Below are 22,466 nucleotides of genomic sequence, written 5' to 3'. Positions count from 1 at the left end.
CGGGGTTAAAAAGGGTTTTGGGGGTGCCCAGAAAAGTGCACCCAGAGAAGGAAAAGAAGAGAAGGGCTCAGGCCTTCTCAAGCTGGAAGGGGCTGATATAGTCGCCGTACTTCTCCCTGGCCTCGAGCAGCCTCTTCCTCTCCTCCTCGAGAACCTGGAAGAGCTCCTCCGGAACTTCCTTAACCTGCTCGCGGTAGATCTTCTCGATACGTTCTATCTTCGCCAGAAGTTCCGGAACCCTAATGGTGAACTGCTTCTCGTAGTCCTCCTTGCTGTAGTCCTTGTTGAGAACCTCCCTGAAGAGCCTCGCTAAGTCATCATACTTCGGGATGTAGCCTATGGGAGTCTCTATGGCATCGACGTCGCCGTGAACGCGGAGCTCCATCCACTTGAGCCAGACTGCCTTGTCGAGCTTATGGTTGAGCCAGTTGCCGTCCTCATCGCGGAGGAAGTAGTTCACCGCGAATATCTTGGGGGCTTTTCTGAGCTTCTTCTCGAACTTAAGGTAGTTCTTGATGTATTCGCCGAGGGGAACGCTCATGAAGTCGAGTATAGCCATCGGGTTGAAGGCCCTAACTCCTTCCTTTCCAAGGGTTGCGGCGGTTGTCTCACTCTCAAGAGCAGCACCCATCGTTATGACGCCATGCTTCCAGTCGAAGGCTTCCCTGGCCGGCGGCCATGTGTCCTTGTCTCTGCCTCCGAAGATCATGCCACCGACCTCGACGCCGCAGGGAGCTTCTAGCGCTTCAAGATCAACGTTCGGGAAGTGCTCAAGGCTGACTGTGAAGCGAGCGTTCTTGTGGCTCGGCGGAATCTCGTTTCCTTCGGCGTCCTTCTTTCCGCGCCACCATTTTCCGCTGTGGTTTTCGCCTTCGTCAGGTATTGGCACGCCCATCTCGTTCCAGTAGGGCTTTCCGTCCTTGATGAGGACGTTGGAGAAGATTATCTCAACGGGCGAATGGAGAACCTGCCAGATTATCGGATCGTCCTCGGGATTGACGCCCTGGATTATGCCAAAGACACCCTTCTCAACGTTTGCTCCACGGGCTATTCCGTTCATGGGTACGATGAACGTCAAATCATCGCCGACGATGTTCTCCCAGGATATCATGGCAGTGGATGTCTTTCCGCACATGCTCGGATAGGCGCCGGTGAAGTAAGTCTTCCTGCCGTTGGGGCCGTTTACCCTCATCAGGAACATGTGCTCGCTGAGCCAGCCCTCTCTAACGGCGCGCTGGATGGTGAGCCTGAAAGCGAGCTTCTTAAGGCCTATCGTGTTACCGCCGTACTGGGTGTTGACAGAGTAAACGGTCTCATCAACTAGGTCGATGTAGATACGCCTCTTATCGAGGTTCTTGCTCGTCTTCCTCTCGTCGAGCTCCCCAGCTGAGTGGACAAACTTGAAGAAGCGTGCGCTTCTTCCGAGACGTTTAAACTCTTCGTAGCCCTTCCTGTAAAGAATAAACTCTGAGTGGGCTACATAAGCAGAATCCGTGAGCTGAACGGCAGGAATCGTGAAGACCGAGTTCTTCGGTCCGAGGACGAAGAAGCACACGAAGAGCTCCTTACCCCTCATAACTCCTTTCATCAGCTCGCGGATTTCCTTCAACCCCTCATCCCTATCCTTGGTGTTGAGGAAGGGAATCTTCTTTCCACCAGGAACGAGGAGCTTGGTATTGGCCTTGTCGCGGGCCTGGTCATAGTAGTTATCGTAATGGACGGTGTGGTTCGGTGTCTCGAGAATCTTTTCCTCGCCGTAGTAGAGCGCCTTCCAGCGGACGTAGAACTCGTCCTCTTCGCTGTCGGTGCAGACGAAAACCTTGCTCGGTTCAAGCCACTCAATCCACTCCGCCAAAAACTTGTGAAGCTCCGGATTGTCGATGGCTTTAATCTTCTCAAACTGCTCTTTATCGAGAAGCTTTTCAAGCCTTTCAAGAGCATCCATGTTATCGCCTCCAGAAAGAGTTGAACGATGTATTAAAATAGTTTGTTTGGTAAATCCCGTCCCCCAGTGTATTTATAAGTTCAGTCATGTTCCCATGCGCAAAGTATATTAACTTCCGGCGATATAGTCCAGCGGTGCATGGAATGAAGGCAGTGATTCTGGCAGGGGGCAAGGGAACGAGACTACTTCCGCTCACAGTCTACAGACCAAAGCCCATGGTACCCTTCTTCAACAGGCCGCTGATGGAGTATACCCTTCAGAACCTCATCAAAGCTGGAGTCGACGAGATATACATCCTCGTTGGCTACCTCAAGGAGCGCATCATGGAGTACTTCGGTGATGGCAGCCAGTGGGGGGTTGAGATACACTACTCCAACGGCGAGAACGTCAAGCTCGGGACGGCAGGTGCGACAAAAAAGGTGGTCAAGCACATAGACAAGACATTTTTCGTCGTTTCCAGTGACGTGCTCATGAACCTTGACCTCAAGGCGCTCTACGACTACCACATCAGGAAAAAGGGCCTCACGACGATAGCACTGTCCAAAGTTGAAGACCCAACGCAGTACGGCATAGCCATAATAGACCACAACGGCAGAATCCTCCGATTCAAAGAGAAGCCGAAACCTGAGGAAGCATTCAGCGATTTAGTTAACTCCGGTATCTACGTCTTCGAGCCGGAGGCATTTGACTTAGTTCCAAAAGAAAAGAACTTCGACTTCTCAAAGGACCTCTTCCCCCGGATGCTCGAAAACGATTTGCCACTCTACGGATTTCCTTTCAGGGAGTACTGGAACGATGTGGGCAGGCCATCGAGCTACCTGCAGGCGACGGAGGACGTCTTCCACGGAAGGCTGATGCTCCCCGGGCTAAGGACGAAGAGCCTGAAGGGAAACCTCGAGCATGGAGGCACTCTGGTTACCGGGCAGAGGTGCACCCTCCGAAGGCCCGAGATAAGGGGCTTCGCCCTGCTCGGGGATGACGTGGAAATCGGCAGAAACGTTAAAATAGAGCGTTCGGTGATATTTCCAAATGTCACTATAGATGAAGGCGCCGAAGTTAAGGAAGCCATAATAGGCGAGAACGTTCATATCGGTAAGGGCGTGATCATCCAGCCCGGAAGCGTTATAGGCGATAACACGCTCATCGAGGACTTCAGCAAGATCGGCTCCAACGTCAAGATTTGGGTGGAGTCGAGGATTGGTAGGGAAAGTATTATACTGCCTGACTGAGGTGGTGAATGTGGAAGTGTATTACTCCCAGAGGTTCAACCCCGAGGAGCTTGCCCTTCTTGGAAGGGCCATAGGAACGATATCCCACGGGACCATAATCGTCGGAAGGGACGGCAGAGCAATTTCCCGCTACGGAAAAAGGGCAATGGTGGTCGGAATAGTCAGCACCGGCTCGACTATAATGGACGTCAGGCTCATTCCCCTCATAGCGCTCAAAGATTTTGCCCACAGGAAGGGCCTTCCCCTGGCTTACGTCTACTACTACGGCGGCGTTAGGGTTTACGTCAGCGGCATAGACAGCGAAGAAATAAAGACCATCCTCGAGAGCAAGAGCTTCATAGAGGCGCAGCCCAACGACATTGGCGCGACAGTCTATTATCCCAACGCTCTCGACGACTTCCTGCACGAAATATTCAAGCACTACAACTTCCGCGTTAAGGGCAAAGCCCTCGTAGATGCAATGAACACTCCCGCGGTGCTCTTCTTCCCGAGGATAAGCGACCACTTCGGCTTCGAGGTCGAGCTGATAAACGACATGATGACGAGTTATCTGCCGCCGAAACCGAAGGAGGTCTTCCTCCACAAGCTGAACAAGGGGGACTACGACTTTGGACTGCGCTTCAGGCCAGAAGGTGTCGTCGAGTTCTACAGGGATGGAGAAGAGCTTGAGTTCAGCAGCATGTGGAAGCTCCTCGATCACATGAAGAAGAACCTTTGAGATTTTTTATCTCCCCTTTTAAAGCCTTCAAAAAATCCAAAGAGAAAAGCGTTAAAAGGGGAGTCCCTTATACCTCTCCCGTTCATTTTGGGGGTGACACCTGTGGGAATGTTTATTGTCATTGAAGGCATCGATGGCGCAGGCAAATCAACTCAAGCAAGGCTTCTGGCGGAGTGGTTCAAAAAGAAAGGTTACGACGTTGTTCTGACGAAAGAGCCGACCGATACTGCCTTTGGAAAGCTCATCAGGAGGCTCGTCCTAACGGGTGGTAAGGAAGGTATAATAGATGGCGCTCGAATAAGCCACGAAGCAGAGGCGCTCCTCTTCGCGGCCGACAGGGCCGAACACGTCCACAAGCTGATAAAACCCTCCCTCAAGACAGGGAAGATTGTTATTTCAGACCGCTACTTCTACTCCTCACTCGCCTACCAGTGGGCTCGCGGTCTCGACCTCGAGTGGCTGATTGACTTGAACCGCTTTGCCGTAAGGCCTGACCTCGTTATTCTGCTTGATTTGCCGGTCAAGGAGAGCATGAAGCGCATAAACGGCAGAAGCATAAAGACGGAGTTCGACAAGATAGCAGAGCTTCAGAAGAAGGTCAGGGAGAACTACCTCAAGCTCGCGGAGAGATTTCCTGAGATGAGGATAGTGAACGCACTGGCAAGCGTGGAAGACATCCACAACGACATCGTGGCCCTGGTCGAGCACGAGCTCCTCAAGAAGTAAGGGGTCGGCCAGTGCCGATGTCATCACGTGCCGCGCGGAGCGCAGTCTCAGACCGGTAAACGCTCCTCATCCCCCGCTTTTCTTCGGCGGATTCTTTTTAAACCTTGAGGCAAACTCTTCTCGGCCGATGACGAGCGTTAGCCACGCTGAGCGGTGAGGAAAAGAGGGTTAGCCGAGGCCTTAAAAGTTTTAAAATCGACCTCCCAGCACTTTATGGTGGTCTGATGTCGCTTAAAGAATTTTACAGGCACTTTAGATGGTGGATGGAGCCAAAAGATGTAAGGGCAGTGCAGAGGTTTCATTCAATAGTCCGCTTTTTTGAAGGGCAGGAAGTTAATGCTTCAAGCGTCCTTGACCTCTGTGCGGGGACTGGAATAGCGGGTGTGGCGGTGGCCAAAGCTCTTTCTGCATCAAAATTGACACTTGTGGAAGCAAGAGATGAGGATTTGAAAAGAGTGACAGAGTGGCTTGAAATAGCCAGTATAAACCCAGAACTCAACCTGATTGCTGGGGATGTCTTGACACTTCCCACTCTCGTGGACAAGCACGACGTTGCCGTTCTTTGGGGACATACAATGCCGCATTTTGACCCGTTTGAGGTGGTAAGATTGTTCGCTGGTGTTGCCGTTGTTCTAAGTGAGGATGGGACTTTCTTTATCGAAGAAACAGACAGAATAAGCAGGTTTCTCTACCACTCCAACTACAAGAACTTTTTAGTTGAGGCAAAAACAGAAGAGTACACGCTAGTTTCACTTCACGAGGGATACGATGTTCGAAGGGGGATCGAGAAGAGGGGATACTACAGACTGCCGGGCTTTGAGAAGGTCACGGAGATGGAGCTGAGGGCATGGGACTTAGCTTCACAGCTCGCCCTGGGAAAGATTTTCTTCAAGGATGCCGAATTAATAACTCCACCAGAGCACGGTGTTTCGGGAGTTTCTGAGGTTCTCGTCTTTAGGCGACCAAGGAGAAAAATTGCCCGTGAGATTTACTCTGAATTTCAGAACTCTTGGTAAGCCTGTACTATGCAATATAATTCTTTGCTCGAAGCATATAATGGGTATAGGGACTGACCCGAGTGAAAGGAAAGGGAGAAAGTTAAAGATGCTTCCTCAGAAACTCCCCGACCTTCGCTCTCCATTCTTCGGGATATAACTTGAGCGTCCTGACGTGGGCAGCATCGGTTACCCAGAGCTCAACGTTTGGGTTTATCTTCCTGTTCCGCTCGTAGAACCCCCTAATCTCCTCGACCGTGACGAGTGGATCCTTCTCTCCTGCTATAAGCAGAAGGGGCTTTTTGACTCTATCGGCGTACTCGATGGGATGCAGCTCCTTTCCGCCGCTGAAGAGCTTTGTAAACGGCTTGACGACGATGTAGAACCACTCTGGGAGCTTTGCGAAGTATTTGAGCCCTCTCGCTCCGGTCTTGTCCATGTCCATAGGCGGGGAGTCAGCCACGCCGCAGCAGACCCGCTCATCCTCTGCAAGGGCCCTTATCGTTACCATCGCACCCATCGAAAAGCCAATAAGGCCAATCTTCTCTGCCTTGCCCGGGTGCTCCTTCTTCAGCCAGTCTATTGCAGAGATAACGTCAATTAGCTCTTTATCGCCAACTGTCGTGTATTTGCCCTCGCTCTTCCCGTGGGCGCGGAAGTCAAAGACCAGAACGTTGTAGCCTTCCTTGAGCAGGAATTCAACTGTATGCTTCATGTAGAGGCTGTACCATCTGCTCGCGGTGTAGCCGTGGAGGGGAATCACTGTTTTCTCGCTCCCGTTGTCAATCCACCAGCCGCTCAGCTTGAGGCCATCGTGCGTCTCTATCGTCACGTCTTCGTAGTCGAAGCCGAAATCCTTCGGCGTCCAATCTTCAATCAGCCTTGGGGGCTTGATCATCTTGTAACCGACGAATGCGAGGAAGAGAATAAAGAGAAAGATAAGAACTCCAAGGCCAATCAGCCAGCCCATGCTATCACCTCACTCTGATTCTGCTTTGCTGACCTCGAGGTTCTTCATGTGCCATATCATCGGCATGGCCAAGAGCACAAGGATTGCGCCTATCGGGAAGAGTATCCTGTAGTTCTCGCCGGCCAGGTCAACTATGGCACCGCCGACTATTCCTGCCAGCAGCACTGGAAGGGAGCGCGTCGCCTCAAAGAAGCCGTAGTATCTGCCAGTGAAGGCCTCTTTTTCATAGTGGGTAAGCAGATCGCCGATGACAGGGTAGGATGCAGCCATCAGGATTCCCCAGCCGATTCCCGCTATTCCAAGGGCTATCACTATCTCTGTCTGGCTCGTTATGAACCAGCCCCAGAGCTGCGGTAGTGCAAAGATAACGCCGCCAAGGATTATGCTGAGCCTCCTGCCGAGCTTGTCGTAGATGAGACCTCCCGGGAGAGCACCTAGCAGAACAGTGACATTAAAGAGTGCCATGAGATAGAGACCGAGGGAGGTCACAGCTTTAACGTTCTCTTCGCTGGCCGAGCCGTGGAGGATGTACGCCAAGATACCGTAGAGGAAAATCGCTATGAACTCGAAGCTCATCCACCAGAGTGTCTGGGCCGCGTAGAACTTGAGGAAGTCACGGTTTTCGACGATGCTCTTGAGGTAATCCTTGAGGCTCTCGTTCTCCTCAATCTCCGGTGCTTCGGGCTCCTTAACGATGAAGTAAACGAAGAGAGCCGCACCTATGAGGAAGAAAGCCGTAACGAGGAATGGAACCTTGAGGTAGGGCGTCTGTGCAAGGGCCTTTATCCCTTCGCTCTCACCAGTTTCGGCCACGGCCTTTGCTATGAGGTAGCCGGCAAGGCCGAAGAGGAAGAGGTTGCCGGCCCATTCGAGGAGTGTGATAACCCCGCTGGCCTTACCCCTCTGACCGCTCTCGATGGTGTCGGGCATCAAAGCCCTATACTGCGCCGTGTAGAGGTGCATCGAGAGGTAGAAGAATCCCAGCGTCAGTGCAAAGCCCCAGAGTGGAACTCCCATGGCGTAGGCAGTGTAGATCATCAACGCAGCTATTCCTGCCAGGAGACCACCCGCCATAATGAACGGCCTTCTCCTTCCGTGCCTTGATTTGAGCGTATCGCTGTAATAGCCGAGAAGAACGGGGATGAACAGACCGATGAAACCCTCGAAAGCCAAAATCGTTCCTTTCACAAAGGCCGATTGTGTGTAGCTCGAAAGCAGTGGGAAGGAGAGGCCCTTATTCAGTGCCCAGCCGACGCTCCTGCTGAATCCGAGCAGGGCCAGACCAAGAACAACACTCCAGCTGAAGCCTTTCCTGTCCATGGTTTCACCCCCTTATTTTGACACCTTTATGTTAAAACGGAGTTTTTACATTTTCGGTTCGAAGGACTAAGAAAAGGAGTAAGAATAGAACAAGGTCTCAGTCCATATCGGGTACGTAGTCGTAGATGTTGCTCTTCTCCCTGACGATGTCTCCCCTCCTGACGAACTGCATGGCTATCATTGCCAGTATGAAAAACATCGTCGCGAAGGGCAGTAGCGTTTTATAGCCAGCCACGTCTATGAACGCTCCGGAGAGGGGCGGTGCCACGAGGTTTGCGGCCTGGCTGAAGAAGTAGTAGAGACCCGTGTAGCCACCGAGCTTTTCTTCGGTGGTCATGTCGACGACCATCGGCAGGGAGTTGACGTTGACCATAGCCCAGCCTATGCCGCCGACGAAGAACAGTCCCATGAAGCTCATCACTACCGGGTCGTTGAGGGAGCTGCTGGCCGGCTTCGAACTTTCACCGAGCTGGTAAGCTAAGAGCATTATAGCAACGACTATGAGAAGGCCAAGGGTTATCGTCCTCTTTCTTCCAAAGCGGCCACCTATGAAACCGGCGGGAATGGCAAATACCATGAAGCTAAGCGAGAAAACTCCCAGCATGAAGGCTCCGGTGCTCTCCTCGATTCCAAGGTGATACTTGGCGTAGCTCGTGAAGAAGGTCTCCAGGGAGTTGAAGGCGATGAACCAGAAGAATATCGCCACAAGGATGGCAAAGAGGCTCCTTTCCTCACTCGCGAAGACGTCCTTGAGGTTCTCCTTTAACTCGCCGAAGCTCTTTCTGGTTGTTTCCTTGAGAAGCTTCTTGAGCTCAAGCTTCTTCCCAGAGACGCGGTACTCCTCGGGCTCAGGGACGAGAAGGACCACGAGCAGGTTGGCAAGGAGCATTATCGCCGCACCAAGATAGAAGGGATAAGCGTAGTTCATATCGTAGAGGGCCTTACCACCGAAGTAAGCGAGCAGGGCACCGAGGCCGCCCATGAAGTTGATTATTCCGTTAGCCTGGCTTCGCTTTTCACTCGGCGTTATGTCCGGCATGAATGCTATGACCGGCGAGCGGAAGAGTGCCATGAAGAAGTTCATGAATATAATAGTTCCCATGAAGAGGGCAAGGCTTTCGTATTCCCTGGCAACGGGAATGAGCGCGAACATAAGAGCGGCCGAAGGTGCACCGAGGAGAATGTAAGGCTTCCTCCTTCCAAGTTTGGTGCGTGTCATGTCGCTTAAAGCCCCAAGGAACGGGAGGAGCAGAACCGCGAATAGGTTGTCTATCGTCATAATGAAGCCCGTAACAGTCTTGCTGAGGTGGAACGTGTCCTGCAGGAAAATCGGTATGTAGGCGTTGTAGAGAGCCCAGATGATACTTATCCCAAAGAAGCCAAAACCAAGGATAAATATCCTGCTGTACCTGAAGTCCTTCATGTTCATCACCCATCTATTTTAGTCCTCAATGAACTGGAACGCTGAGTTTTTAAGGATTTTTGGTCTCCGCAAATGTGGGAGTAGCAATGGTATCACCAACGATCCTCGGACACAGGGGCTTCAGGGGAAGACTCGAGAACACACCTCCCGCCTTTAGAAGGGCGCTCAGATACGCCGACGGGATAGAGTTCGATGTGAGAGTCGCAGGCGACGGAAAGCTTGTGGTTCATCACGACGAGGGTTTTCAGGCTAACGGTTCGTATCTTTATATCCGGGAGCTGAGCTTGAGGGAACTTAGAAGGGTGCATCCCAACGGGAAGCTTATCCCAACGGTCAGGAACGTTTTCAGGGAATTCTCCGGAGCTCTCTTCAACGTCGATGTAAAAGAAACAGAAGCCATAGAGAGAGTTATTGCCCTCGCTGAGAGGTTTAAAGTCCTTGAGAACACGATTTTCTCAACTGAAAGCCCGAAAGTGGCCAGGGGACTGCTGAGAGAGTGCTCGGACTGTAAAGTTGGCTTCTCGATAGTAGGTTATTCCTCACTCTTCCATCTCACGAAACTTAGGGACCTCTACTCCATCCATGTGCCGATTGACGCCATCGGTTATGTCGGCTACAAAGCGCTGGTGGTTCTCCTCAGAACCCTAAGGAAGCGGGGAACGAGGGTTTACCTCTGGAACTACCAGATGGACGAGCTTTACTGGGTCCCGAGGCTTCTTCCCTTTGTGGACGCAGTCATCTCGGACGACCCGGCCAGATTGAGAAAAAGTTTTTACCCTAAAGGTCTATTCGCTGGAGGCGATGCCAATGTTCTGGGAACGTGATAAGGTTATCGTCCTCGGACACCGCGGATACATGGGCAAATACCCAGAAAACAGCCTCCTGGCTTTTAGAAAAGCTGTGGAAGCCGGGGCAGATGGAATCGAGCTCGACGTCTGGTTCACTCGGGATGGAAAGGTCATAGTCATGCACGACGAGAGTATAGACAGGACAAGCAACCTAAGCGGAAAACAGAAAGAAATGACGCTGGAAGAGCTCAAGAAGGCAGACATAGGCATGGGCGAGAAGATTCCAACGCTTGAGGAGGTCTTTGAAGTCATCCCGAAGGACGCGCTGATAAACATCGAACTCAAGGACGTCGATACAGCAAGGGAAGTTGCCAGAATAGTCAACGAGAACGATCCCGAGAGAGTTATGATATCCTCCTTCGAGATTGAGGCACTCAGGGAATACCGGAAGCAGGACACGGAAACGACCATGGGGCTGCTCATAGACAGGGAAGAAGTTGTACCCCTCATACCGAAGCTCAAGGAAGAGCTCAACCTCTGGTCGATAAACGTCCCCATGGAGGCAATCCCGATAATTGGCTTCGAGAAAACCGTCCAGGCAATAGGTTGGGCGCGCTCACTCGGCCTCAAGGTCGCCCTCTGGACGGAGAATGACGTTCTCTTCTACAAAGACGATAACCTGGCCAAGCTGAAGGGCCTCTTCGAGGTCGTCATAGCGAACGACGTTGAGAGAATGATTGAGTACTTAAGGAGATTGGGACTCAGGTAAGGCAACGACCGAAGCCCTAATATACCATCTTTTACTTTTCTCATCACTGGTGAACAAGGATGGACAGGTTCATTCTCTCGCTTGATGAGGGAACTACCTCCGCAAGGGCAATAGTCTTTGATAAGGAAAGCAACGTCCTCGGCGTTGGGCAGTACGAGTTTCCCCAGCACTATCCCAGACCGGGGTGGGTGGAGCACAATCCGGAGGAAATCTGGGAGGCTCAGTTCAGGGCGATAAAAACGGCTATTGAAACAGCGAAGATTGAGCCAAATCAGATAGAGGCAATAGGAATAACCAACCAACGCGAGACGACGATAGTCTGGGACAGGAGCGGAAGACCGCTCTACAACGCCATAGTCTGGCAGTGCAGAAGAACCGCTGAGATGGTCGAAGAAATAAAGCGAGAATACGGCGAGGTCATTAAGGAGAAGACCGGGTTAGTTCCGGATGCTTACTTCTCGGCCAGCAAGCTTAAGTGGCTTCTCGACAACGTGCCGGGCCTTAGGGAGAAAGCTGAGAAAGGCGAGGTTCTCTTCGGAACGGTTGACACCTTCCTCATCTACCGCCTCACGGGCGAGCATGTTACGGATTACTCAAACGCATCCAGAACAATGCTCTTCAACATCAAGAAGCTCGAATGGGACGACGAGCTTCTCGAAATCTTTGAGGTCCCCGAGAGCGTTCTTCCGGAGGTTAAAGAGTCAAGTGAGGTCTACGGTTACACGAGAAAGGAGCTCTTAGGTGCCGAAATCCCAGTCAGCGGTGATGCGGGCGACCAGCAGGCGGCACTCTTCGGTCAGGCCGCCTTCGAGACGGGCATGGTTAAGGCAACATACGGAACCGGAAACTTTATCCTGGTCAACACGGGCAAGACCGTCCGCTATTCAGATAATTTGCTCACCACGATAGCGTGGGGGTTAAATGGAAAAGTCTCCTATGCCCTAGAGGGAAGCGTCTTCATAACAGGGGCGGCAGTTCAATGGCTCCGCGATGGGATAAAGATAATCAAGAGTGCACCGGAAACGGAGGAACTCGCCCGGAAGCTGGAGAGCAATGAGGGAGTCTACTTCGTCCCTGCCTTCGTTGGCCTTGGAGCCCCTTACTGGGATCAGTTCGCCAGGGGGCTGATAATTGGTATAACGCGCGGAACCGGCAGGGAGCACCTCGCAAGGGCGACGCTTGAAGCTATAGCCTACTTGACGCATGACGTGGTCGAGGAGATGGATAGGCTCGTGGGGATAAAGGAACTTCGCGTCGATGGGGGAGCAACAACGAACGACTTCCTGATGCAGTTCCAGGCGGATATACTCAACAGGAGGGTCGTCAGGCCCGTCGTGAAGGAGATCACAGCTTTGGGAGCGGCCTATCTGGCGGGACTGGCCGTTGACTACTGGGAGGGCCTTGAAGAAATAAAGAGCCTGTGGAAGGCAGATAGGGTCTTCGAGCCAGTGATGGACGAAGAAACCCGCAGGAAGCTCTACGCTGGCTGGAAGGAGGCAGTAAAGAGGGCCATTGGATGGGCGAAGGTCGTTGAGGCTTGACGAACGCATAGCTCTGGCCTTCTTCTTTTTGGCATACATATAAGACTTGAAGCTATGGACAGAGCAAACACCATATCTGTTCATTTGATGAGTGTCCACCCACGTTCCCCCTCTTCATGCCCAAATCTGTTCTCTCCTTCCTTTTGAGCCAAACCTGAGGTTAAAGAAAGCTTTAAAATGGAGAAAGTCCTTTCTCAAGTTAACTCGGAGGGAGAAAAAAATGAAAACCAAGGTCGCCATAATCGGCGCGGGAATAAGCGGCGCGAGCATAGCACGCGTTCTGAGCAGGTACGAGAACCTTGAAGTGCATCTGATTGAGAAGGCTCCAGACGTCGGCTGGGGCGTCAGCAAGGCCAACACAGCCTTAATTCACGGCGGCTACGATGACGACCCGAAAAAGTACCCGATGAGGGCCAAGTTGTGCATCCGTGGTAACAGACTCTGGCACCAGTGGGTCAAGGAGCTAGAAATCCCCCACGTCTGGAACGGAGCATTGATAGTGGCAACGAAGGAAGAGGACTTCGACGAGCTGGAGAGACTTCTGGAGCGCGGAAGGGAGAACGGCGTTCCCGAGATGCGCATAGTAGACAGGGAGGAGCTCTTCCACCTTGAGCCAAACCTCACGAAGGAAGCCATCGGAGCGCTGTGGGTTCCAATAGTCGGCCAGATAGGCCCGATTCCAGCGGTTATAGCGATAGTCGAAAATGCAGTTGCCAATGGCGTCAAAACCCACCTCGAGACCGAAGTCACTGGCATAAAGGTGGAGAACGGCGAGGTTAGAGGTGTTGAGACGAAGGACGGCTTCATAGAGGCGGACGTAGTTATTAACGCCGCCGGACTTTACGCCGACGAGATAGCTAGGATGGCGGGGATAGACTACTTCGAGATTCACCCGAGGAAGGGCGAGTACTTCCTCTTTGATGATAGCATTCCCGGGCCAAGGCGCGTTCTCTTCCCGACGCCGACGCCAATAAGCAAGGGCATAGTTGTCACGACAGAAATCAGCGGACACCTCATGATAGGACCGAATGCTCAAGACCTGCCTCCGGAGGAGAAGGAGAACCTGGCGACCACAAGGGAAGGACTTGAGCAGGTCTGGGAAGGTGCGAAAAAGCTCTGGCCGCAGCTGCCGCCGAGGAGCAAGGTCATCAGAACGTTCGCCGGCCTGAGGCCCGAACCAACGGGTGGAGACTTCATAATAAAGGCCGAAGAGGAAGTCTGGGGCTTCATAAACGTCGCCGGAATTCGCTCGCCCGGTCTCACGAGCGCCCCTGCGATAGCCTACGAGGTAGCCGAAATAATCCAGCGCGACCTTGGAATAGAACTCGTTGAAAAAAGGAAGTGGAATCCCTACAGGAAGGAAATCACCCACTTCTTCATGCTCTCGCCGGCTCAAATAAACGAGGTCGTCAAAAGAGACCCCGCCTACGGAAAGGTTATCTGCAGATGCAACCGCGTTAGCGAGGGGGATGTTCTAGAGGCAATAGAGAGAATGAAGTTCATCGGTATAAAGACACCGAGCGTCGACTCCGTCAAGTTCAGGACCAAGGCAACGACTGGAACCTGTCAGGGAAGCTTCTGCAGGCCGAGAATAATCCAGCTCCTCGCGAGGGAGTATGGTGTCGGGCCTTGGGAGGTTACACTGAAAGGAAAGGGAAGCGAGGTCGGTATAGGTGACGTTAAGGTTCTCCTCAGAGGTGAGGAGGCATGAACGACCTTCCAATGCTCAACTACGACGTTGTCGTCATTGGCGGCGGACCTGCAGGAATGGCGGCCGCCGTAAGGGCAAAGAAGCTCGGACTTAAAGTTCTCCTCCTCGATGACAACGACTACCTTGGCGGTATCCTGCCCCAGTGCATACATCCCGGCTTCGGACTGCACTACTTCAAAGAGGAGCTCACCGGGCCGGAGTTCGCGGCACGCTTCGCTAAGAGGCTTGTGGAGCTGGGCGTTGATTACAGGACGGCCGCGAGGGTTCTGGAGATTAAAAACTACTCAGACCTCGAGAAAGTCGTTGTATTCAGTTCTCCAAGCGGAGCCTATCAGGTCTGGACAAGGACTATAATCTACGCCGCCGGAGCGCGTGAGAGGCACGCATTTGAGATAGGAATCGTCGGAGACAGGGGGGCGGGAATCTACACCGCAGGAGAGGCCCAAACGCTCATGGACATCTACGGTGTAATGCCGGGAAAAGAAATCGTCATCGTGGGTTCAGGCGACGTTGGACTGATAATGGCGCGTCGCTTTGCCCTTGAAGGAGCAAAGGTCAAGGCCGTAATCGAGCTGATGCCCTATCCCGGAGGCCTGGCCAGGAACATAATGATACTCAGGGACTTCGATATTCCGCTATATCTGAGCCACAAGGTCGTTGAAGTCCGGGGAAAGGAGAGGGTCGAGAGGGTCAAGATCGTTAAAGTTGATGAGAATCTAAGGGAAATCCCAGGAACGGAGTTCTGGATTGAGGCTGACACGCTGATAATCTCGGCCGGCCTCGTGCCAAACGTCAAACTCCTCACCGCCATTGGGGTTGAAATAGACCCAGCAACGGGTGGACCGGTCGTCAACGACCTCTTTGAGACGAGTGTTCCAGGAATATTCGCCGCTGGAAACTCGGTCATTATAAACGACCTCGTGGACTACGTTGCCGAGCAGGGTGAGCTTGCCGCGGAGGGGGCAAGGCTCTTCATAGACAAAGAGGGGATACCAACGAGGCGCTGGATTAAGCTGGAAAAAGGCGAGAACGTCAGGCTTTTGGTTCCACACTATCTCAGCGGCGAGAGGGACGTCTGGATATACGCGCGCGTTTCAAAACCGATGGAGAACGTCGAGGTTCGCTTCCCAGAGATAGGCAAAAAGCTCCGCCTTCCAGTGGTCAAGCCGGCGGAGATGCTCAGAGTGAAGCTGAGAAGGGAGGAGATCGCGAAGGCCAGGGACGGCATCACCATGGAGGTGGTGCCGCTATGAAGAAGACCTACCGCTTTACCTGCATTGTCTGCCCCCTCGGCTGTGCACTGGAAGTCGAGGTTGAGAACGGCAAGATCGGCGAGGTCAAGGGATACACCTGTCCGAGGGGCAAGGAGTGGGCCATCGAGGAGGTTACCAATCCAAAGAGAGTTGTCATGAGCGTCATCAAGGTCAGGAACGGTGCCCTGCCGACGGTGAGTGTAAAGACCGCAGAACCGGTACCGAAGGAGAAGATCCCGGAGCTGATGGAGTTCCTTTCAAAGCTGGAGGTGGATGCGCCGGTAAACGTCGGGGATGTCATAGCTGAGTGGCACGGGGTAAAAATAGTGGCGACGAGGGGGGCCTAGATTCTTCCTTTTCTTTTCGATCAAAAGGGTTTTGTCGTAGACTAAGGGTTCTAAAAGGAAAAATGAAGTCACTGGTTGTCCTGGATAATCTTCATTAAGTCCTCAGGAGGCTCAATCTTAGCCTGATTTATGTCCCAGAACTTCTCCACAACGTGGTCAGACCAGCGGATGATGGCCTTCTTCCCAGTTTCGGGGTCGCGGAACTCCATGACGCCGCTGTTGAACCTCTCGAAATAGACGGGATAGCCGTCCTTCGTGAACTTGATGATGACGTATCCGGGCGTCTCGTTGTAAATAAACTCCATTCCCGCGCTCCTGAGTTCCTTTTCAAGGTCTCCGAGAATTACATCCTCCACTCCTGTGGCGTTCCACAGTTCTCTCAGGGTAACGTTCACCTTCACAACATAAAGCTCGTTCTCCATCATGAACTCGATGGTCTTGTTCTGCATGAGCTTTTTGATGGTCTTGTAAGTTAGGTTGAACTTCTCGGTGATTCTCTCAACATCTTGGGCCGTGTCTTCGGCGTCGTATTTTTCAACAAATTCATCGTAGGTCATCCATTTACCCTCTGCTTTGACGTATGAAGAGTTCCCGTTAACGTAGACCTCCGTGGGGAAGTGAATTGTCATCCCATCAGCTCGACTGTCGTGTTTATGTGGAACAGCTTCCTTGATTCTTTGAAGCTCTCGTTGCCGAGAATGGAATAGAGAATCCTCAGATTCAGGGTATCATTCTTGTGAGGTGAGATAAACGTCATATTCATCACTAAGCTCTCGTTGAGGTGAGAGGAGTATGTATCTATCGAGTCTATGGCATTCATTACCTTCTCCTCTGTAAGGGCATCATTTCCAATGCACCCACTCATCACAACTACCAAAAGTACCAAGGCAAATCCCATGAACCTCCTCATAGTACACCCCCCAGTAGTTGTTCAAATAAAAGAGAATAGTAGGTTTAAATAATTTATCTATTCAAATTTTATATACCACTGAAAATAGTCAGCAAAAAGTGGAAAGCGGCACTACCCTCCAATGAACTCAATCCACGAAAAGAGAGCCCGAATGACATCATTGTTTAACCCGCCTCTATAGAGTGGAGATGGGCATTGTGGGGAGATTGTGTATTCAATCCGATTCTCATAATCGGCGTCCAGACAAGTCATAGTGCCATTCTGGATTTTTGTTCTCCCAACCTTAATGACGGTTAAACTCACGGGCATGTCTCCTACAAAAACGGCCTTCTGAACTGCCTCGTGGATGGCACACTCATCTTCGGAAACGCTCCTCAGAACGTATGTGGTAACATTGCCATTCGTGAAGACGCTCACATTGGGACTTGTGGAGAGCTGTACCGCATGAGACCAAGGGTCATAGAAGACCTCGCGGAGGTTCTTCAAAGTCAAGTTTAAGGTTTGAGTTTCCTTTCGGGACCACTTCCACTTTACGATTACGATTCTGTCATCCGCCGTGAAGACTTCAGTTTTCTTAACATCTATGTCATCAGGATAGTACCCCACCTTACGCCAGCCAATAGAACTGCAGTTCCAGTAACCACGCCCGTAGAACTCGTGTCTCCCCATCGGGCCCCACCACCAGAAACCGGAAAAGTTGTACGAGTATCCCCTATCCGTGGAAGCAGGTACCACGTAATAAACTACGTTCAGAGTGATAATCATAAGAAGCAAGAAGACATAAAGAGAACTTGCTCTCATAGCCTCCACCCAAATATGTTAAAAAGTGGAAAATCAAAGCGCCTCGAACTTCTGGAGAAATATTCTAAGATCCGTTCTGAAGGGTTCCTCGGCACGCTCAAGCTCCTCATTCAGGAGCCGAAGGAAGTTCTCCTCAGTTGCCGCCTTCGCCCAGAGCCCTTTTACAAGATTTTCTAGCCTTTCATAGTACTCCACGTAAGGCCTCGCCTCAAAGAGGGCCTCGTTAATCTTGTCACTCATACCCACCCCTCCTGAACCAGTAGTACCATATCCTACTGGCATCCTCCGCTTGGCCCATCAGGAGGAAGTAGCGCAGTATCGCCAAGTTGATCATAATGAACAGAATCAACATTATGTGGTATGCCGCCACGTTGTAGCTTAGGAAGGCGTAGTAGTCCCAGACGAAGTGCAGGATGATGGCCAGCAGGAAGAACGGGCCCACCGAGTCCACTTTTCCTTCGGCCTTCATGCCGTAGCCAACGCCAATTATTGCGCTCCACGTGGCGTGGGCAAAGGGCGTTAAGAATCCCCTCACAATCGTGACCGGAATGCCGTAACCGAGGCCATACAGGAAGTTCTCCGTGGCGGCAAAGCCGAGGCCAGCGGCGACTCCGTAAACAAGGCCGTCCATTATGCCGTCCATCTGGCCTGCCTTGAACGGCCACCTAATCGCCAGGGCCTTGGCCGGCTCTTCCACGATGCCTGCGACGAGAGCCACATAGAAGGCAGTCGTCGGGAGTACCGGATCCACCCTGCCGCCGATAGTAAGAAACATCTCCAGGATGTACGCTATTCCAACGGAGAGCGTTCCGCCAAGGATGAATGTGCCTATGACGTATTTTTTGGGCTCTGGCTCGAACTTGTCCGCGTGATAGAAGTACCAGAGTATGACAAGCGCAGGAGCGTAGGCGAAGAACACAAGTGCACTCAACACGTCCATATCACTGCTCACCAAAAAAGAATGGAAGGCTGGAAATTTAAAGGTTTAGCATCTGGCAAGGAGCTCGTCCAGGTCTATGCCCTGCTCCTTCAGGTACTGAACCAGCTCCGACGGCGGCTCCACTTTTGCACTGTTAATGTTTTTGATCTCGATAGTGATGACGTCAACCCACTTCTCGTCGCCTTTGGTGTAGTATGCAGTCTGCTTGACTTCAATAGGTATCAGATCTTTGGTGAGCTTGATTTCAATCTGGGTGCTGTAAACGTTCGTGTTTTCCATCCCAACCTCAAAGGTTCCTCCGGTTGCATTCGCGTAGATGACGTAGTAATCCCCTTCCTCTTCAACCCTGACATCGGGGAGTGTCAGCACCTTCCAAACGTTGTCAAGTATCGATGTCGTCAGGTTCGGCCCCTCATTGGGTCCGTAGCAGGTCGCCTCCCAGACGATTGTCCCGTTCCTGTCAGTCAGGGTCGCGTAGCCCTTGGGAGTCGTGTAGTAGTAGGTCTTATAGTAAAGGGGTCCCCTCAGGGTGCCGTTTGAGATGGTAACTGTTGATTTCATCTCATTCTCAAAGTCAATCGCCCCGCTGGTCACCAGCTGCGCGACGAGCCTCGTGCCGTTGTAGCTGTCCACCTTCATTGTGTACTCATAGCTTTTAAGGCTCTTCACGGCGTTCTCAATATCTTCTGCCGTGAAGGGGAGATTGGGGGTTGTGGTCGTCGTCGAGGTTGTTCCTCCGGAGGATATGCATCCGGCGACGAACACCATCAACGCAATGAGAATTCCCACGTAAAGCTTCCTCATTTCATCACCTGAGGGTAAGGTTCCATTTTGGGGTATTAAAAGGTTGACCTCAAAGGCCCTTTAGTATTTGGGCCAATCTTCCGAGGGGTCCAAAGTCAAGGAGGTCATCCTCTAAGGGTACAAGAACCCTCGAGCCTGTTACATCATATACCCTCAGGAAAGGGGACACTATCTCGCGCAGCACATCGTTGCCGTATGCCCAGGGGCTGAAGGCAGGAAGCACGACCAGATTATCACTCATAAGAAAGGCAGGAACCTTTATGAGCGCCCCTACCTCATCGCGTAGCCTTATTGCCGGATGCTCGTGGCCGATAATAAATCGTTCACCCTCCACGAGCTTATGCCCATGAACAAGCTTCCAGCCGTGAAGTTCAAGCTCGTCAACGATTTCAACGCTGGACTCTTTAAGCCAGAGCGTTCCCACATCGTGGTTTCCTCTCACAATAACTATCTCATCAACGAGCGGGCTGATCTCATCTACGAAGGCCTTGAGCTCTTCTCTCTCTCGCCATTCAGGAATGAATGAGTGCTTCAAATCGCCGTCGATTACTAGGGTTTTTGGTTTCTCCCTCTCGAGGAGGGCTTTAAGCTGACCGACAACCTCATGGAAGACCCTCGGAAGATAAAAGCCTTCCCTCGCCATACTGACTTCGTAGCCTAGGTGGAGGTCCGCTATGATGAGTGCGCTCCCCAATCGGAGGGCCTTGCCGGGGAGGGGTTCCGGCTTCATGGTAGGAGGTTCAACCTTTGGCTTTTAAACTTTGTTAGGGGAACCGAAAAGGTTTTAAATCTGACCATTGATGGAACAATGGTGAGTAAAAATGCCCTATATAGGCTTCGCCAAAAGTCCCCACGGGCCGGCTAAAACGTACGAGCTAATCTTGAAAGAGCTCGAGAAGAGGGGCTTTGATGTTACGTTTTCCAAGCACCACTGGATGGGGGATGCCCCCTTTGGGCTGATCATCGCTGAGACCGACAGGGGAGAAGTCGCCATCAGATGGAACCTCGGGAAGACTTTCGAGCTCAAACTTGAGGAAGTTGAAAAAGAGGACGTTGACGAGTTCGTGGAGGATACCATGGAGTATCTCAGCGGCGACTGAGCTCTTTTCTTTCCTGCTTCACCCGTTCTATCACGTCGAGGAGGCTCCATAGATCTCTTATCACATGCAGGTGTGGAATTAGGGCGAGCCGTTCGCGGTTTTTTTCTATGAACCTCGCAGTTGGCGGAAAGTAGTACCACACGTACTCGGTGTTCTCGTCGCCGTGTCCGATGAACCGCCAAGGCTTGTCATCGACCCAGATAAAGACATCATCCCCGTACTTTTCGCGGACAAGCTTAAACGCCTCGTCTATCATCAAATCGCGCCCGAAAACGATGACATCGTCAAAGAGATCGTAGATACCCATAGCTTTGAGCCTTTTCACTTTCATGCCATCTATGAAGTCCTCGGCCGAGAAAGATATCACCGTGTGGCCCTCCTCCTTGAGCCTTTTCAAGAGCTCGGGAGAGTCATCGAGGGATTTGCTGAGCTTCGCCCGCTCCTCGAACCATGTCTCCATGAACTTAGTCCTCAGGAAGAACGGTGGCTTTGATTTTTTCTTGTGACGTCCGAAGGTGGGCCTCTCGAAGTACATCTCGATTTTAGCCAGAACCTTGGCCCAGAAACCCTTGAATGGGAGCCAACGGTAGCGCTTCTCCAGGGCTCGCCTGAAGGCCTCCTCTATGCATGAGTATGTATCGGCGAGTGTTCCGTCAAAGTCGAAGGCGATTATCATGCTATCCCCCGGGGGAGTGGTGCCCTTTGAACTTTAAGCTTTATCCTCTCAATCCACAATACATTCCCTCCACCCCCGCTACGTTTTGACTCAAAACTTGTGGTTCTTGTAACTCCTGTAACTCGAAAAATTTTTAATTCAGGTTATCTATTGTTTGATTTGCAGTGCATACAACAAGGAGGGGGTTAAATGAAAAAACTGCTGGCAATATTTCTCGGTTTTCTGGTTCTAAGTGGCTTCGTCAGCGCTTGGCCAACGGACGGTTCAACCCTTGACAACCCCATGAACGTCCACCAGAAGCTGACCTATAAGGCTATTGAAGCCGTCTATCAGGACAACCCGGAGCTCGGTCAGATACTGATGCAGTACCAGAACCAACTCCTCTACGGAGCCTACGACGAGGACTGGACCGGTGGAAGCATAGAGATTGACGGGAAGGTTTACACCATTCAGTCCCAGTACCACTTCCTCGACCCGATGGATCACGCTGAACTCTTCACGGTTGCTCTACTCGGAGACCCAGATACCTCTGCGGCAGACATGGCCCAGAGACTTTACGAGACTGCTGTCCAGCTCTGGAAGCAGGGCAAGTACGAGGAGGCCATGTACTATCTCGGTAGGGCAGTTCACATAATCGAGGACCAGGGTATGCTCATCGCTCATCAGACCCCTCACCTCTTCGAGGATCTCGAACAGTTCAAATACATTGAAAACGCCCACGACTTCGTTGAGAATGAGATTTCACCAACAGTGGCAGATGATATTCTCAACAACCGCGTCCCACTCGACCTTACGCCCATAAAGTGGTGGCAGATCCCGGACGAGAAGGCACGCTTCATGTGGGGTGAGGACATCTACATAGCCGATAACGAAAACGGCCATATGAGCCTTGCCAATGGTGTTGCCTGGGCCTATGCCGATTTGGCAGCCCATAACTCCTGGAGATACATGCTCTACTCAACTGGTCAGGACATAATTCTCTGGAGCGAATGGGGACACCTTGGCAGCTACTTCTGGACAAAGGAGCTCAGAAGGGGTGACTGGAGCGTTCTGAAGCTCGAGTTCAAGGGCGCCAGCTCGATAACCATCGTCTTCAAGGACATCGATATGCAGAATGTTTATGGTAGGACTCTCGGTTACGTCGAAATATATGACAAGAACTGGAACCTCATTGCCAAGTACGCCCAGGATCCAAACCTGCTCGTTGACACCAGCGTCACCGTTCCGGGAGACACTGTTTACATATACACCCACGTCGACAAGAGCGACTGGTTCGACAGCGACGTCGACGGCTGGGCCATCAGAAACATAGAACTCCACGCTAACTTCGACATCAACGCCCCGAGCGGCTTCAAGACCCTTGATGGCAGAGAATACAGCAACGTCCAATGGGCAGTCTATGAGAGCATGCAGTACAACATTAGGCTCGTTGCAGGCCTCATGGAGAAGTTCTTCGAAGATGTGGGCCTCTCATGAGGTCTTTTCTCTTTTACCAATTTT

General features: G+C 51.9%; 24 protein-coding genes. 12 read left to right on the top strand and 12 right to left on the bottom strand.

What is annotated here, in order from left to right; genetic code table 11:
• Window positions 1-67: 67 nt before the first annotated feature.
• A complete protein-coding gene (locus tag E3E26_RS04860) occupies window positions 68-1,945 on the bottom strand; it encodes a phosphoenolpyruvate carboxykinase (GTP) (protein WP_167900243.1) in 1,878 nt (625 codons plus the stop codon).
• Window positions 1,946-2,088: 143 nt separating this feature from the next.
• Between E3E26_RS04860 and E3E26_RS04855 the strand changes: the two genes are divergently transcribed.
• The 4 genes from E3E26_RS04855 to E3E26_RS04840 all read left to right on the top strand — a co-directional run bounded on the left by E3E26_RS04855 (window position 2,089) and on the right by E3E26_RS04840 (window position 5,634).
• Window positions 2,089-3,174: a sugar phosphate nucleotidyltransferase gene (locus tag E3E26_RS04855; RefSeq protein ID WP_167900242.1), complete on the top strand. Its 1,086-nt coding sequence runs from the start codon at window positions 2,089-2,091 to the stop codon at window positions 3,172-3,174.
• A 10-nt stretch (window positions 3,175-3,184) separates the two neighbouring features.
• A complete protein-coding gene (locus E3E26_RS04850) occupies window positions 3,185-3,892 on the top strand; it encodes a phospho-sugar mutase (protein ID WP_167900692.1) in 708 nt (235 codons plus the stop codon).
• A 108-nt stretch (window positions 3,893-4,000) separates the two neighbouring features.
• Window positions 4,001-4,618, top strand: a complete 618-nt coding sequence (tmk, locus tag E3E26_RS04845; protein ID WP_167731002.1) for a dTMP kinase — start codon at window positions 4,001-4,003, stop codon at window positions 4,616-4,618.
• A 224-nt stretch (window positions 4,619-4,842) separates the two neighbouring features.
• The gene (locus tag E3E26_RS04840) at window positions 4,843-5,634 is read left to right on the top strand and encodes a class I SAM-dependent methyltransferase (protein ID WP_167900241.1); all 792 of its coding nucleotides are present in this window, start codon (window positions 4,843-4,845) and stop codon (window positions 5,632-5,634) included.
• An 82-nt stretch (window positions 5,635-5,716) separates the two neighbouring features.
• Here E3E26_RS04840 and E3E26_RS04835 read toward each other — a convergent pair whose 3' ends face one another.
• From E3E26_RS04835 to E3E26_RS04825, 3 genes are all read right to left on the bottom strand, one after another.
• Window positions 5,717-6,583 carry an alpha/beta hydrolase gene (locus tag E3E26_RS04835; protein WP_167900240.1) on the bottom strand — a complete coding sequence of 289 codons (867 nt, stop codon included), beginning with the start codon at window positions 6,581-6,583 and terminating at the stop codon, window positions 5,717-5,719.
• 9 nt (window positions 6,584-6,592) lie between these two features.
• Window positions 6,593-7,903: an MFS transporter gene (locus E3E26_RS04830; RefSeq protein WP_167900239.1), complete on the bottom strand. Its 1,311-nt coding sequence runs from the start codon at window positions 7,901-7,903 to the stop codon at window positions 6,593-6,595.
• A 97-nt stretch (window positions 7,904-8,000) separates the two neighbouring features.
• Window positions 8,001-9,326: an SLC45 family MFS transporter gene (locus tag E3E26_RS04825; protein ID WP_167900691.1), complete on the bottom strand. Its 1,326-nt coding sequence runs from the start codon at window positions 9,324-9,326 to the stop codon at window positions 8,001-8,003.
• Between the two features lie 74 nt (window positions 9,327-9,400).
• On the opposite strand from E3E26_RS04825, the gene E3E26_RS04820 reads away from it, so the two are divergent.
• The 6 genes from E3E26_RS04820 to E3E26_RS04795 all read left to right on the top strand — a co-directional run bounded on the left by E3E26_RS04820 (window position 9,401) and on the right by E3E26_RS04795 (window position 15,735).
• Window positions 9,401-10,150, top strand: coding sequence for a glycerophosphodiester phosphodiesterase family protein (locus tag E3E26_RS04820; RefSeq protein WP_370520088.1), 750 nt, complete (start codon window positions 9,401-9,403; stop codon window positions 10,148-10,150).
• The gene (locus tag E3E26_RS04815; RefSeq protein ID WP_167900689.1) at window positions 10,134-10,883 is read left to right on the top strand and encodes a glycerophosphodiester phosphodiesterase family protein; all 750 of its coding nucleotides are present in this window, start codon (window positions 10,134-10,136) and stop codon (window positions 10,881-10,883) included. The genes E3E26_RS04820 and E3E26_RS04815 overlap by 17 nt, the downstream gene beginning before the upstream one ends.
• Before the next feature lie 59 nt (window positions 10,884-10,942).
• On the top strand, window positions 10,943-12,424 hold the full coding sequence (glpK, locus tag E3E26_RS04810; RefSeq protein ID WP_167900238.1) for a glycerol kinase GlpK: 1,482 nt from the start codon (window positions 10,943-10,945) through the stop codon (window positions 12,422-12,424).
• A gap of 220 nt (window positions 12,425-12,644) precedes the next feature.
• Window positions 12,645-14,135, top strand: a complete 1,491-nt coding sequence (locus tag E3E26_RS04805) for an NAD(P)/FAD-dependent oxidoreductase (RefSeq protein WP_167900237.1) — start codon at window positions 12,645-12,647, stop codon at window positions 14,133-14,135.
• Window positions 14,132-15,388: an FAD-dependent oxidoreductase gene (locus E3E26_RS04800; RefSeq protein WP_167900236.1), complete on the top strand. Its 1,257-nt coding sequence runs from the start codon at window positions 14,132-14,134 to the stop codon at window positions 15,386-15,388. Before E3E26_RS04805 ends, E3E26_RS04800 begins: the two co-directional genes overlap by 4 nt.
• Window positions 15,385-15,735 (top strand): DUF1667 domain-containing protein, encoded by a 351-nt coding sequence (locus E3E26_RS04795; protein WP_167900235.1) that lies wholly within the window; start codon window positions 15,385-15,387, stop codon window positions 15,733-15,735. The genes E3E26_RS04800 and E3E26_RS04795 overlap by 4 nt, the downstream gene beginning before the upstream one ends.
• Before the next feature lie 68 nt (window positions 15,736-15,803).
• Here E3E26_RS04795 and E3E26_RS04790 read toward each other — a convergent pair whose 3' ends face one another.
• From E3E26_RS04790 to E3E26_RS04760, 7 genes are all read right to left on the bottom strand, one after another.
• The gene (locus E3E26_RS04790) at window positions 15,804-16,364 is read right to left on the bottom strand and encodes a hypothetical protein (protein ID WP_167900234.1); all 561 of its coding nucleotides are present in this window, start codon (window positions 16,362-16,364) and stop codon (window positions 15,804-15,806) included.
• A complete protein-coding gene (locus tag E3E26_RS04785; protein WP_167900233.1) occupies window positions 16,361-16,645 on the bottom strand; it encodes a hypothetical protein in 285 nt (94 codons plus the stop codon). The genes E3E26_RS04790 and E3E26_RS04785 overlap by 4 nt, the downstream gene beginning before the upstream one ends.
• A gap of 111 nt (window positions 16,646-16,756) precedes the next feature.
• Complete coding sequence (locus tag E3E26_RS04780; RefSeq protein ID WP_167900232.1) at window positions 16,757-17,455, bottom strand: hypothetical protein; 699 nt, start codon at window positions 17,453-17,455, stop codon at window positions 16,757-16,759.
• Between the two features lie 24 nt (window positions 17,456-17,479).
• Window positions 17,480-17,686, bottom strand: a complete 207-nt coding sequence (locus tag E3E26_RS04775) for a hypothetical protein (protein WP_167900231.1) — start codon at window positions 17,684-17,686, stop codon at window positions 17,480-17,482.
• Window positions 17,679-18,386: a PrsW family intramembrane metalloprotease gene (locus tag E3E26_RS04770; RefSeq protein WP_167900688.1), complete on the bottom strand. Its 708-nt coding sequence runs from the start codon at window positions 18,384-18,386 to the stop codon at window positions 17,679-17,681. Before E3E26_RS04770 ends, E3E26_RS04775 begins: the two co-directional genes overlap by 8 nt.
• Window positions 18,387-18,431: 45 nt before the next feature.
• The gene (locus tag E3E26_RS04765) at window positions 18,432-19,190 is read right to left on the bottom strand and encodes a hypothetical protein (RefSeq protein WP_167900230.1); all 759 of its coding nucleotides are present in this window, start codon (window positions 19,188-19,190) and stop codon (window positions 18,432-18,434) included.
• 49 nt (window positions 19,191-19,239) lie between these two features.
• Window positions 19,240-19,920: a metallophosphoesterase gene (locus E3E26_RS04760; protein WP_167900229.1), complete on the bottom strand. Its 681-nt coding sequence runs from the start codon at window positions 19,918-19,920 to the stop codon at window positions 19,240-19,242.
• Between the two features lie 91 nt (window positions 19,921-20,011).
• Between E3E26_RS04760 and E3E26_RS04755 the strand changes: the two genes are divergently transcribed.
• The gene (locus E3E26_RS04755; RefSeq protein ID WP_167900228.1) at window positions 20,012-20,290 is read left to right on the top strand and encodes a hypothetical protein; all 279 of its coding nucleotides are present in this window, start codon (window positions 20,012-20,014) and stop codon (window positions 20,288-20,290) included.
• Here the strand turns inward: E3E26_RS04755 and E3E26_RS04750 are convergent.
• A complete protein-coding gene (locus E3E26_RS04750; protein ID WP_167900227.1) occupies window positions 20,277-20,966 on the bottom strand; it encodes an HAD family hydrolase in 690 nt (229 codons plus the stop codon). The genes E3E26_RS04755 and E3E26_RS04750 overlap by 14 nt on opposite strands.
• Before the next feature lie 189 nt (window positions 20,967-21,155).
• Between E3E26_RS04750 and E3E26_RS04745 the strand changes: the two genes are divergently transcribed.
• Window positions 21,156-22,442 carry a phospholipase gene (locus tag E3E26_RS04745; RefSeq protein WP_167900226.1) on the top strand — a complete coding sequence of 429 codons (1,287 nt, stop codon included), beginning with the start codon at window positions 21,156-21,158 and terminating at the stop codon, window positions 22,440-22,442.
• The last annotated feature ends 24 nt before the right edge of the window (window positions 22,443-22,466 follow it).

The organism is Thermococcus sp. LS1, assembly GCF_012027395.1.
Classification (GTDB): domain Archaea; phylum Methanobacteriota_B; class Thermococci; order Thermococcales; family Thermococcaceae; genus Thermococcus.
This window is presented reverse-complemented; position numbering and strand designations above follow the sequence as displayed.

Bases quoted from the DNA above. Each gene is read 5' to 3' on its own strand.
- E3E26_RS04860 (WP_167900243.1), bottom strand. From the start codon at position 1,945: ATGGATGCTCTTGAAAGGCTTGAAAAGCTTCTCGATAAAGAGCAGTTT.
- E3E26_RS04855 (WP_167900242.1), top strand. From the start codon at position 2,089: ATGAAGGCAGTGATTCTGGCAGGGGGCAAGGGAACGAGACTACTTCCG.
- tmk (WP_167731002.1), top strand. From the start codon at position 4,001: ATGTTTATTGTCATTGAAGGCATCGATGGCGCAGGCAAATCAACTCAA.
- E3E26_RS04840 (WP_167900241.1), top strand. From the start codon at position 4,843: ATGTCGCTTAAAGAATTTTACAGGCACTTTAGATGGTGGATGGAGCCA.
- E3E26_RS04835 (WP_167900240.1), bottom strand. From the start codon at position 6,583: ATGGGCTGGCTGATTGGCCTTGGAGTTCTTATCTTTCTCTTTATTCTC.
- E3E26_RS04830 (WP_167900239.1), bottom strand. From the start codon at position 7,903: ATGGACAGGAAAGGCTTCAGCTGGAGTGTTGTTCTTGGTCTGGCCCTG.
- E3E26_RS04825 (WP_167900691.1), bottom strand. From the start codon at position 9,326: ATGAAGGACTTCAGGTACAGCAGGATATTTATCCTTGGTTTTGGCTTC.
- E3E26_RS04815 (WP_167900689.1), top strand. From the start codon at position 10,134: ATGTTCTGGGAACGTGATAAGGTTATCGTCCTCGGACACCGCGGATAC.
- glpK (WP_167900238.1), top strand. From the start codon at position 10,943: ATGGACAGGTTCATTCTCTCGCTTGATGAGGGAACTACCTCCGCAAGG.
- E3E26_RS04805 (WP_167900237.1), top strand. From the start codon at position 12,645: ATGAAAACCAAGGTCGCCATAATCGGCGCGGGAATAAGCGGCGCGAGC.
- E3E26_RS04800 (WP_167900236.1), top strand. From the start codon at position 14,132: ATGAACGACCTTCCAATGCTCAACTACGACGTTGTCGTCATTGGCGGC.
- E3E26_RS04795 (WP_167900235.1), top strand. From the start codon at position 15,385: ATGAAGAAGACCTACCGCTTTACCTGCATTGTCTGCCCCCTCGGCTGT.
- E3E26_RS04790 (WP_167900234.1), bottom strand. From the start codon at position 16,364: ATGACAATTCACTTCCCCACGGAGGTCTACGTTAACGGGAACTCTTCA.
- E3E26_RS04785 (WP_167900233.1), bottom strand. From the start codon at position 16,645: ATGAGGAGGTTCATGGGATTTGCCTTGGTACTTTTGGTAGTTGTGATG.
- E3E26_RS04775 (WP_167900231.1), bottom strand. From the start codon at position 17,686: ATGAGTGACAAGATTAACGAGGCCCTCTTTGAGGCGAGGCCTTACGTG.
- E3E26_RS04770 (WP_167900688.1), bottom strand. From the start codon at position 18,386: ATGGACGTGTTGAGTGCACTTGTGTTCTTCGCCTACGCTCCTGCGCTT.
- E3E26_RS04765 (WP_167900230.1), bottom strand. From the start codon at position 19,190: ATGAGGAAGCTTTACGTGGGAATTCTCATTGCGTTGATGGTGTTCGTC.
- E3E26_RS04760 (WP_167900229.1), bottom strand. From the start codon at position 19,920: ATGAAGCCGGAACCCCTCCCCGGCAAGGCCCTCCGATTGGGGAGCGCA.
- E3E26_RS04755 (WP_167900228.1), top strand. From the start codon at position 20,012: ATGCCCTATATAGGCTTCGCCAAAAGTCCCCACGGGCCGGCTAAAACG.
- E3E26_RS04750 (WP_167900227.1), bottom strand. From the start codon at position 20,966: ATGATAATCGCCTTCGACTTTGACGGAACACTCGCCGATACATACTCA.
- E3E26_RS04745 (WP_167900226.1), top strand. From the start codon at position 21,156: ATGAAAAAACTGCTGGCAATATTTCTCGGTTTTCTGGTTCTAAGTGGC.